At 35.0% G+C, this 11,291-nt stretch carries 8 protein-coding genes and 1 pseudogene; 6 read left to right on the forward strand and 3 right to left on the reverse strand.

The genetic code is table 11. The features are described from left to right. The first annotated feature begins 655 nt into the window (after positions 1–655). The 4 genes from GQR56_RS20625 (at position 656) to GQR56_RS20640 (ending at position 4,665) form a co-directional block, all read left to right on the forward strand. Complete coding sequence (locus GQR56_RS20625) at positions 656–991, forward strand: hypothetical protein (RefSeq protein ID WP_166115147.1); 336 nt, start codon at positions 656–658, stop codon at positions 989–991. A 121-nt stretch (positions 992–1,112) separates the two neighbouring features. Beyond that, positions 1,113–1,553, forward strand: a complete 441-nt coding sequence (locus GQR56_RS20630) for a hypothetical protein (protein WP_166115149.1) — start codon at positions 1,113–1,115, stop codon at positions 1,551–1,553. 568 nt (positions 1,554–2,121) lie between these two features. Beyond that, positions 2,122–3,660: a glucan biosynthesis protein gene (locus GQR56_RS20635; RefSeq protein ID WP_166115152.1), complete on the forward strand. Its 1,539-nt coding sequence runs from the start codon at positions 2,122–2,124 to the stop codon at positions 3,658–3,660. Between the two features lie 240 nt (positions 3,661–3,900). Beyond that, entirely contained in the window at positions 3,901–4,665 is a 765-nt protein-coding gene (locus GQR56_RS20640) for a hypothetical protein (RefSeq protein ID WP_166115155.1), read from the forward strand. Between the two features lie 1,231 nt (positions 4,666–5,896). Here the strand turns inward: GQR56_RS20640 and GQR56_RS20645 are convergent. From GQR56_RS20645 to GQR56_RS20655, 3 genes are all read right to left on the reverse strand, one after another. Then, on the reverse strand, positions 5,897–7,276 hold the full coding sequence (locus tag GQR56_RS20645) for a methyl-accepting chemotaxis protein (protein WP_166115158.1): 1,380 nt from the start codon (positions 7,274–7,276) through the stop codon (positions 5,897–5,899). A gap of 9 nt (positions 7,277–7,285) precedes the next feature. Then, entirely contained in the window at positions 7,286–7,885 is a 600-nt protein-coding gene (locus GQR56_RS20650) for an MCP four helix bundle domain-containing protein (protein ID WP_166115161.1), read from the reverse strand. 561 nt (positions 7,886–8,446) lie between these two features. Then, a complete protein-coding gene (locus GQR56_RS20655) occupies positions 8,447–8,812 on the reverse strand; it encodes a hypothetical protein (RefSeq protein WP_024609673.1) in 366 nt (121 codons plus the stop codon). Positions 8,813–9,153: 341 nt separating this feature from the next. Here GQR56_RS20655 and GQR56_RS20660 point away from each other — a divergent pair. Beyond that, a pseudogene (locus tag GQR56_RS20660) lies at positions 9,154–10,269 on the forward strand (DNA cytosine methyltransferase); the annotation flags it as partial. 356 nt (positions 10,270–10,625) lie between these two features. After that, the gene (locus GQR56_RS20665; RefSeq protein ID WP_024609675.1) at positions 10,626–10,910 is read left to right on the forward strand and encodes a hypothetical protein; all 285 of its coding nucleotides are present in this window, start codon (positions 10,626–10,628) and stop codon (positions 10,908–10,910) included. Positions 10,911–11,291: the final 381 nt, after the last annotated feature.

The following is an 11,291-nucleotide window of genomic DNA, read 5'->3' on the forward strand; positions in this document are numbered from 1 at the left end:
AATATGCACGAAGAGCGAACCCAAAAAGAGATAAAGAAAAAGGACGATTAAAATGCGGCCTGAATCCAATTATCTCTTAATGTCTAACCTATGAGTGAGTGCTAGATATTTAGCGAAGGTTTTATGTTTATAATCAGCCGAATACAAAGTAATAAGTATTCTTCTTTTTTGAAGTGTTTAGCTGGCTTTACAAGGACAAATAAAAGTGAATACGCAATGGTAACTGCATTACCTCGTTCATAATTTAGAAAACCTGTAAAACACCTGTAATACTCTAAAAACGCCAATTAAAACAACAGTAAATCCGCTTTTATATTCTGCGTAAACATACAATAATCGATTGAACCAAAATAGGAACTCAGCTATGGTTTGTTTACTAATTACTTTTAAGCAGCACTATTGCATTCCTAAATGGCAGTAATGCATCAGGTATTGTATTTGTAATCGGTTTAGGTTGTTTTTATCTAGCCAAAAAGCGTGGTAAAAGTAACAAGAAGTTGAGACCGTAGAATTGCTTTTTTAAGGGAAACAGCCTGCTTTATGGGTTTAGAATGTATTGCCTAATGTTTTAAAAACGCTTAGCGTTGATTTTATAAACTCTTTTTTTAATTAAGTTTGGCTGTTGGAATTATTTTACAGCCTTAATAGGTGCATTGTGGATATTAGTGATAAATTCCCAACTGAGATTAGACGTTATTTACCTCATGGTTTTAAAGATGAAGTTGGAGTTTGGTTTGTTTTACCACTAAACGATATTGATCCTGATAGGTGCGGTGTAATTACCCTAAATAAATGGCTTAGGGAGCAAGAGTGGTATCCAGCTAAATTTGAAAGTATATTGTGGTTTGGGGATGACGGTGTTGGCAATTTACTGGGTTGGGTACCTGAAAAATCATCAGCTATTTTATGGAATCCTGCTGATGGTTGTGAATATTGGTATAGTGGAGAAATAGCTGCAGTGTGGGCATTTATTCGCAATAATTATGAGTAAACAGCACCTTACAAACCAACCGAGCTGGACTAAAAGCAATTTGCTAAGTTTTGCTTTGTTTCACATTTTAGCAAACAATTATTAGCCTCTATGGGGGCATTACAAAGCACAAGGCGGTTAGGTGGACATTGTTAACAATATCAAAAACTCTTTTTATCCTGAGGTTTATTCCGAATCGATTCCTACAAGCGCAGATTTAAGCTTATGTTTATTGAAAAAGACTCAATTAGCTAAATATGTTTTAGTCGTTAAGGATTTTGATTCTAAGCTAGATATTAAAGTTCAAATCGCAAATGCTCGTAAATTAATTAGACAGCAAACGTCAGCAATGTGGTTGTTTAAGGAAGTTGGAGCCTACATTGTATTTGTTTGCGATGAACTTCCTGATTTATCAGAGTCTCAATTAGAAATAGATCATACTGGCTTTCACGCTGTGATTGTCCAAGGTGTTCATTTGGTTTCTAAATCAGGTGCTCATTTGTTTAATCATAGTAAATGGTTAAATAAATCATTCGGTGGCACTGAAAGCATTGCTTCTAGATTAGTGCGTAGCGCAATATAGCAATACGCTCTGAGGCGAAATACTAGTAAAATTTAGCTATTAAGAGCAAATTTATAAGTGGCAAGCCTCTACGTTTTAAAGCTGCTAAATACGTTAATTCATCGTATAGCGTACTCTCTTTTCAGTATCTAAATAAAATCCTTATCTATATAAATGCCAGTAATACAACAATGCTGTTATGTTGCATACCCTTGGCTTTTGTTGCTCGTAATCAGTCTTGGCCTTCGTTTAAAACGAATAGCGAATAGTAAAACCTGACCATTGACGGATGTTTACCTTAAAAAAGTAGGTAACTATAACGTAAGTTACCTCATGTATTTTGACTGCTTCGCATAATAACTGGCGCTATACCTCGTATTTTATACTTTAATGGCATTATTAAACGCGCATAATTACTCCAAAAAGATAATTAAGTATGGAAAGTCCAGCACTTGCAGTCAAATAACAACGCTTTAGTAAACGCTAGTTCATATTACGTGACGTAATATCCCTACAGAACTTTAAGTTAAACGTACGTTCGTGCAGCGTTCCTATTTTTATTAGACTCAATTTATTGGAAATTCTTTTTATGAAATTAAAGTTATTTATCGCAATTATTTTTAGCACCTCAACGTCGTCTCATGCGGCAGCAACATTGGATAGATCGGAGTTTACATTCGAGGACCTAAAAGCGCTTGCAAAAGCCTCTGCAGGGGAACCCTATTCTCCAACCGTGGTTCCTGCTCCTGAGTTAATTGATAAAATTACTTATGATCAACACTGGAAAATACGCTTTAAAGAAGAAGAAACCTTATACCCAAGTGGAAAAAAGGCACCCGTACAATTATTTTATCCTGGTCGATATTTTCCAGAGCCTGTAAGTATTTACATCAGAGACAATAAAAAGCATGCACAAGATGTGGCATTTAGTAATGAGTTTTTTGATATGCCAGCTGATAGTCCGGCACACGATCTCCCTGAAGGTTTTGGATTCGCAGGCTTTAGAATAATGCGCCCAGATATGAAACCAGATTGGATATCTTTTCTTGGTGCGTCTTATTTTCGTACCGATGGACCACAAGGGCAATATGGGTTATCAGCCCGAGGTATCGCGATTAATACGGGTATGAACCAACCTGAAGAATTTCCGCGCTTTTCTGCATTTTGGATTGGTCCTGCAGAGCAAAAAGGAGAAAGTTTATCTGTTTGGGCATTACTTGATGGACCGTCTATTACCGGCGCCTATCGGTTCGGTTTAACTAAAGACAACAAAAAAGCCAAAGGGCATATTACATCTGTTACCGCTAATTTGTACATGCGCGACGATGTAGAGCGATTAGGCGTAGCGCCGTTAACCAGTATGTATTGGTATTCAGAAAAAGATAAAACAATCGCTAAAGACTGGCGTCCTGAAATTCATGATAGTGACGGGCTTGCAGTTCACACTGGAGCAGGCCAATATATTTGGCGCCCACTGAACAACCCTCAATCGGTATCGACAAATAGCTTTGTTGATAACAACCCAAAAGGGTTTGGCTTAATTCAAAGAGATCGTAATTTTGATAACTATCAAGATGATGGCGTATTTTACAATAAGCGTTCATCAGCGTGGATTAAACCCATTGGTGAGTGGGGTCGGGGCGCAGTTCAGTTAATTGAAATCCCAACAAAAGACGAAACGTTTGATAATATTGTTGCCTATTGGGTACCGGAAAAACCAGCTCGTAAAGGTGATGAGTTTACCTTTTCTTATGATATTGAATGGCGACCACTCGATCCAAAATCAAAAGAGTTAGCAAGTGTTGTGAATACTCGACAAGGTTTAGGGGGAATTCCTGGACAACCAATTCCTGAAGGCGTTAACAAAATGGTAATCGACTTTGAAGGACCTGTATTGGATGGATTAGATCAAAAAAGTGGTGTAAAGCCTATTGTTGAAGCCAGTAACGGTGAAATACTAGAACCTATTGGGGCTTATCCAATTGTTGGTACAAACCAATGGCGATTAGCCTTTGACTACAAACAAACTAACAATAATCCAGTGAATATACGCGCGTATTTAATCGATAAAAAAGATAAAGCGATAACCGAAACATGGGTAAGTGACGCCACTGTCACTATTAAGTAAGCGTAAATGTAAAAACGGGTGGCTATGTATTGCTTTGCAATACAGCTATAGCCCCTGTTTTTTTGTTTAAGCGGTTATTGAGGCTGTAGAATTTTTGAAAATAGTCTGTTTTATGAATTCCAATTGTATTACCTAGTGTTTTAAAAATGATTAGGATTGATTTCAAGAAACTCGGTTTTTAGTAAACTTTGGCTGTTACAGGTATTCTAAAGCTTCGCTATGTTTCCAATAGGAATTCTCATGAAGTTTGAGTATAAAAAAGAGTACTGTGATGATTTTCTTTGTGGATATTACCGTATTCACGACCTTGATGACATTAATAAACTATTAGATGAAGTGCAGGTATTAAGTCAGGAAAATCAAGGTTATAGGTTTATTATGACCTTAGATGATATGGGGCAAGCCTCTTATACATCGATGCATTCAAAAATGAGCAATGATTTGGATGATGGTACATGGCTTAGCACTGAGAATATTGATCCATCATGGATGGACGGAAGTTTCTTACGCGATGACCTTAGTTTTGATCAGCAATTTTTAATTCGAAAATTAGGTTTTAAGCATGGACTTTCTAAAGTTCAGCTTGAAGATGTTTTCGAAAAAAACTTGTTTTTAGGTCACGAGTCTAAAAAAGAAATTATTGAATCGAATAAAAACCCATTAGCAATTATAGACAAAGAAGTTTATTTGCTTAAAGTGCCAGTAAAATATAGCTATGAAGCGATATTTTCGTTTCCAAATGGCTATTTTAGTTGTGACCTTTCTCCATTTGAAAATTATAGGTTGGCAGAGCATTTAGAGAAGGAATATGGCTTTCATCTATTTGGCATTGGCGCTAGCTATATTTCATTTAGTAAAGGACCTGATTTTGATGCTCAAAAGATTGAAATGCTCTTAGAATTTTTAGCTAAAATTTACCTTAAAAATGAAGATAAGGAATTTATAGATTTTATGAGGCTTAGTATACTAAACAGAGATATTTTAACTTTACGTTATTCAGAGTAATCGGCTTTATGAGCTAATTAATAGTGGAAAGGTTGCTGTTAATGGCAAACTTCAGCCTGAGTCAACTCTCAGTGATTTCAAAATACTGCCGAAACATTGGGGTGATGAAGCCAAAGTTAATTATTAATTTTAAGTCGAAAACGTTAATATTGAATCTAACGGGTATTGGTGTGAAGGCAACTTAATAGCAAATTATGCCTGTATCGAAATTGATTAGTGCAAACCATGCTAACAAGTAAATTAGTCAGGAAAAAAGCGTTTTCTGTTTTCCTCCCTGATTTTTTAGTCAATAATTTTTACCTAGGGCTTTATGTGTTTAAAATAGCGAGTTACAAATGGAAGTAGGTACAACATCATTAACATTTTTTTATGGTATTTATTATGTAGGCTGGTTTCTTATTAATCTATTGGCTGGCGTTTACATATATCGTGATGCTAAAAAATTACCTCAACTTTTTCTAAACTCGAAGCCAATTTGGTGGTTCTTTTCATCTTTATTTCTTGGTGGTATATGGTGCATTTTTGTATATTGGGCAATACACCACTCATCTTTTAGCAATAGGCTAGGTGAAAAGAACACATAGTAAGTCGTTAAATTAAGATAAATGATAGTTGGCTTTTTCGTTCCTAAACACTTTAGCCAACTACTTTTTCATATTTGTTAGGTGTTATGAGGCAAAATAATGAATTACCTTTAAAAGTGCGTATTTGGATTAATAGCGCTAGTCATCGCTTTGTCTATTTTGACTAGTATTAAATTTAATGAACAAATTAATGCGTTGCCTAGTATCAAATGCTGGCGTGTTACAAATGTGATCACTTTAAAGTCCTCCAATCAAAAAAAATCAGGATAACTGGCGAATTAGTTATTGTTGTACACCCGAAAGATGCCCAAACTAATATTCTAAATTTTTAATGGCACAACCTATAAAATACTTGTGTAAAAAGCGCTCTGTATTTTTTAAACTTATCTTTTGACTTTATTATTTTTCGGGGGATTACCAATCCAAGAGGGAATTAGTTGGATGATTTTAGTAATGAAAATCTGTATAGAAAACAGCATTGCTAATCACAATTAAATAATGAATTTAAACAGCGGGTTGTTTGCTAAGCTTTATTTAACTCATAACCTTTAGCTTGTTAATTATGAGTTATGGATAACGTTTTATATATTACAGGGCTCAGTAAATGAGAGCCCTGTAATATCTCTCATTTAGTTTTTGATTGTGTATTAACGATTATCTAAAGTAAAATATTTTAGTGTTTCCTTCATCGTTGCGGCTTCATTGCTAAGCTCTTCTGCCGCTGCAGCTCCTTGAAGAGAGCCAGCAGCATTTTGTTCAACAACATCACCTACCGATACAATAGAACGAGAAACCTCATCAACTGCATACGACTGCTCATTACTGGCTAAGGCGATTCGGCTAACTGACTCCGTTGTATCATTTATGCTTTTGAATATTTCTTGAAGTGCCTCATACGTGTTTTTTGCAATAACAGTACCGCGGTCTGTTTTAGAAGAGGATAGTTGAATTAATTTTGCAGTTTCTGCTGCCGCATTAGTGCTCCTAAATGCAAGCCCTCTGACTTCATCAGCTACAACAGCAAAACCTCTGCCTTGTTCACCTGCTCTAGCAGCTTCAATTGCGGCATTAAGTGCAAGTAAATTAGTTTGCTTAGCAATCTCATCAATAGTTTGAAGAAGCGCTTCGATATTTTCTCCCGCTTCTTTAATCTCATTCATAGCAACAACCATTTCTTGCATATGTTGTTGACCTTCAACAACTGCTTTTTGAGCCGAGTTTGCGTATTGGCTTGCCTCTTTTGCGCTGAGTGCATTTTCACTTGTTTGTACTGATAATTGTTCTAAGGCAGCAGCAATTGTTTGTAAGTTGTCTTTTTGTTGGTTTGCACCATCGGCAAGGGCGTGACTAAAATTAGATACTTGTGAACTACCTGCCGCAATTTGATCCCCTGCGCTTTGAATGTTAGCTAATATAGAATTTAGGTTTTTAACCATATCCTGTAATGCTTGCCCTAAAATATCTTTATCTGATGCTAATGTGACTTTTGCAGAGAGATCGCCATCAGCAATTTTACGAGCTAGTCCGGCTTTGCTTTGTAAACTTTTAACCATTTCACGAACAGCCGCATATAGGCTTGTATCTAATTCATTATTATTTGGTAAATCTGTTGCTAGATCTCCTTTTGATACTCGTCTAACAATATTTGTTACAACCGCTGGGTCACCACCTAAGCTAGCAAGGGTTGAGCGTGTAATAAACACAGCAATAAAAATACCGAATAAAATAGCAATAACGGCAATTACTTCAACTAATATCACAGCTGTAGCATTACTTTGTTGTAATTTTGGACCTAAAGTATCTTGAGCTTCTTTTATTGATAATTTAAGCTCTTCTGTCATTTTTGCAATGATTGGCCCAATACGATTTAATGTTTGGTTAATAATATTATTACGGTTGTATATCTCGTTCACTACATCGTCAAAAGCTTGCTGGTATACCGTACTGTTTTCAATTGTTTTTTCCAGCTGTGCTCTGCGTTCAGGGTTTTTTAACTCACTATTCAATATGCTTAATGTGGCTTTCATATCAGTAAATTATTTTACTACACGTTCCGCATCACTTTGCATATTAGAGGCTAAAAATTTTAACGCATATACACGTGCTAACAATAAATTTCGTGTTGCTAAAGAGGCGTTATAAGCCGCCGAGATATCCCCATCATTTTTTGCCGAAATAAGCATTTTCGTCAAATTTTCTTCAATTAAAGCTCCCTTTACGTTTAATATGTCGTTAACCAATTTATTTCGTTCTTTTTTCAAAGTAACAACTTTCTCAAAAGCAAGATTGTATTGATTTAGTAAAACATCAACTTGTTTAATCTTTTTCGATTGCTCTGGATTTTTAATTAAAGTGGTAGCCTCAGTAATGAATTGTTCCGTTTTGCTAAAATAGGAGTCAAAACTTTGTTTATCTTTTTCGTCAGAAGAAGCAATAAAGTCTTTCATACTCATACGTACCATCAACATATTTGCTTGCACTCGTCCGACCGCATTAGCAGCCCGTGCTAAAGATCTATAATCACCAAAGCCGCTAGAAGCTGAGGTTAGAGCAACGTAACTTGTGATACTAACTGAAGCTAATAGGATCAAAACAAATGAAAACCCTAAATATAATTTTTTTGAAAAACTGAGCATTACTAAAATCCTTACTTCAGCGAAATGATGAGGCGGTATATAGGAGTGCATTGTAATTAAAAAAATTAAAATATGTAATGCTTTAATATTGTTTTTTGTTGGTGAAAAACGAGTCTAATTTCAACCAATACTAATTTAAACTGCATTCATAATTAGCATCATGCGTGGGCTGTTTGTTACCTGCTTATTATTTGCTAATTACAGAAACTATTGAACCAAAAGAGGGGCTCGGCTATGGTTTATTTCTTAATAAAAATAAATTAAAGATGGGTTAATTTTAGGCTCGTTATAACGTAGGTGTTATGAACCAACTATCTTCATATTTTAAAGCTTATCGTATAGTAGGTAAGAGAATAAATATGTCTTTATATTTTAGTTTAGCCTGCGCAATACCAGATAAATCATTAATCATCGAATCAATTTTGAAGATAGCGAGCTCGATAAAATAAACGATTATTATGTTCCTTATGTGTACGAACTTTTTTACGATGATTGCCGTGTTTAAAATCAAAGAAGGTACGCTCTTTGATTTTTACTAAGCTAAAGGTTATGTATCTAAATTCAGATTTTTTGAACCCATAATACTGATCCATATATGATGATAACCATTACACCTACACACAATAAAATAAAGGCTCTACTTAGCCAAACTATCCATGGCTTGCTGTGTTTTAGCTCTGTATTATTTTCACGTTTATTTTTGTGAAATAATAAAATAGTGATTAAAAATAACCCTAAAGGTAATAGTGTGTAAAAAATGGAATATGGAGAATGTAATTGATAACTAAAGTTAATAATTAATAGTTGTACTTGAGCGAACTCTATTTCAGCTGCTCTGGATAGTTCAATCAACTCTGGAACATAAAAATAAACCCACCCATAAAAAAAGACTAAGAAGATAGTCAATAAACTAAATAAAAATTTCATCTTTGTTCTCCGTTAAAATAGTAAAGTATGTCTATTTTTTCCTTTGTATTATGTGGGTAACAATACATGGCGTTTTAAACTAACAATAATCTTAATACTTAAAGGTTTTAAAAGTATCATAACCGTCTTTAAAGCCGATATTTATTTTACAGGTAACCTCTGGATAATGCCCTCTGAAAAAAAATAGAAGCCAAACGTAGAGGGTTATTTATTGTAAATACAGTGGAATATTATTTTAAAGTCTACTTTTACATATTTCATGGCAAGGCAAATGTTATTATTTAGCTTTGAATAAAACAGTTTAAGGTTTATATGAATTCTATTGAGCTTTTTCAGGTGGCGGGGGATTAGCGCTTGGTTTGATTAAAAGTGGCTTTCATCATAAAGCGATTGTTGAGCTAAACAAAAATGCTTGTAAAACAATTCGAGCAAATAGTGTATTTGATTTTGGAAAATGTTTGCACGAAGGCAGTGTCGTAAATTTTGATTATAAGAAAGTGACCGGCGGTATTGATTTAATAGCTGGAGGTCCACCTTGCCAGCCTTTCTCCTTGGGTGGTAAAGCTAAAGGAAATGAAGACTCCAGAGATATGTTTCCTCAAGCAATCAGAGCAATTCGTGAAAAAAGACCAAAAGCTTTTATATTTGAAAATGTTAAGGGGCTGATGAGAAAGTCATTTTCTGCTTATTTAGAGTATATTACTTTACAGCTTCAATATCCTTCGGTTACAAAAAATATCAATGAGCCTTGGGAAAAGCACAAGTCTAGATTAGAGCGCCATAACGCGCACACTGACCACCCTCTCGAATATAAAGTAACCTGCAAACTTGTTAATGCAGCTGATTATGGTGTTCCTCAAAAACGAGAACGTCTCTTTTTTATTGGCTTTCGCTCAGACATTGACCCTGATTGGACCTTTCCTAAACCTACCCACTCAGAAGAATCTTTAATTTGGGATAAATGGATTTCGGGTGATTATTGGACACGGCATAACTTACCTATCCAAATAGCAGCAGGTAAAATGTTAAAAAAGGTGGATAATATTCGAAAAAAATATCATTTATTAAAACCACAAAGCCTACCTTGGGTAACAGTACGCGATGCTTTATATGATTTACCAGATTGCGAACATAAAGATGCGAGTAACTATAATCAGCATGTTTTTAAAAGTGGGGCTAAAATTTACCCTGGTCATACCGGAAGCTATATAGATGAGCCATCAAAAGCACTTAAAGCAGGGGCGCATGGAGTGCCTGGTGGAGAGAATATGATTCGTTATGAGGATGGTAGTGTTAGATATTATACTGTTCGCGAAAGTGCAAGAATTCAGGCTTTTCCAGATGATTATATTTTTGAAGGCTCGTGGGGAGAAGTCATGAGGCAGCTAGGTAATGCCGTTCCAGCTAAACTTGCAGAACAAATAGGTTTGTCTGTATTTGCAGCGTTAGAACGTTAAAATATTGGTACATACAGGCTTAATATAACTGCTTAATAAGCCTCACGTATAACCTAAAAAATGGGCAAATCTTGCCTCAATCAGAATTAAAGTTTTAACCATTCAAAGTTATCGCCATCGAATAAACTATAAACTATGCTTTCGCTCTACAGGGGTTTATAAGCCGTTTTATACTAATGAAATGGCTATTAGCTCTTCTAGAAATCAATTAAAATACGACTAAACCCGTTTTTATATTCTGTGTGAAATACAGTAAACGATTGAACCAAAATAGAAATCCGGCTATGTTTTGTTTATCAATAAGCACAAATAAAAAGCGGGTTAATATACTTACTCGCTATGTTGCGAGGAGAGTTATGAGTACAATTCATAATTGGGCGTTGATATCAGTTGAGTTACTAGCAGCATATACACTTTTACCATCTAGTATCATAGAGTCGGATTTTGGTTATTGCGAAGAGGATTTTTTAGAGTATTTATCTGTAAATGAATTACGTCTGGCTATGGAGGAGTTGGACGGTGTAATGGTAAACAATATTAGCCCTGGAGTTAAATTTTGGAAGCACATGTTAAAAGCTGCAAGCTTAATGAAATGCACAGAGCATTATAAAAAATATGAGCGGTATAAAGTAACAACATAAAAAATCGACAATGGCTAAAATTAACAAATTACATCTCCGCTCACTTTTGTCTGTTATTTAACCATAGCTAAAATTAGGATAGTATTAATTCTAATTATTATTGTTGCTTGTAAAAATGCCATACGTTTTCAGTAAATGGAGTTTTAAGATGAAAAAAGAGTTTCAGTTCAACAGCTAAAGGGCATGATACTAACGTTGTTAACTCATGAATTCGACATTTCATTTTTAATCAGAACGACAGTGGTTTCATCAAATGGAACACAGAAAATATATATACCCCGATGACAACCCAGGGCAAGATCACGAACTTTACCTTGACTTAAAAGTATGATCTTATACTCCTTTTTTCAAGGAGCATTCTCATGCTTGATATTCAGCTAT

This window comes from Pseudoalteromonas sp. Z9A5 (assembly GCF_011378875.1).
GTDB lineage: Bacteria > Pseudomonadota > Gammaproteobacteria > Enterobacterales > Alteromonadaceae > Pseudoalteromonas.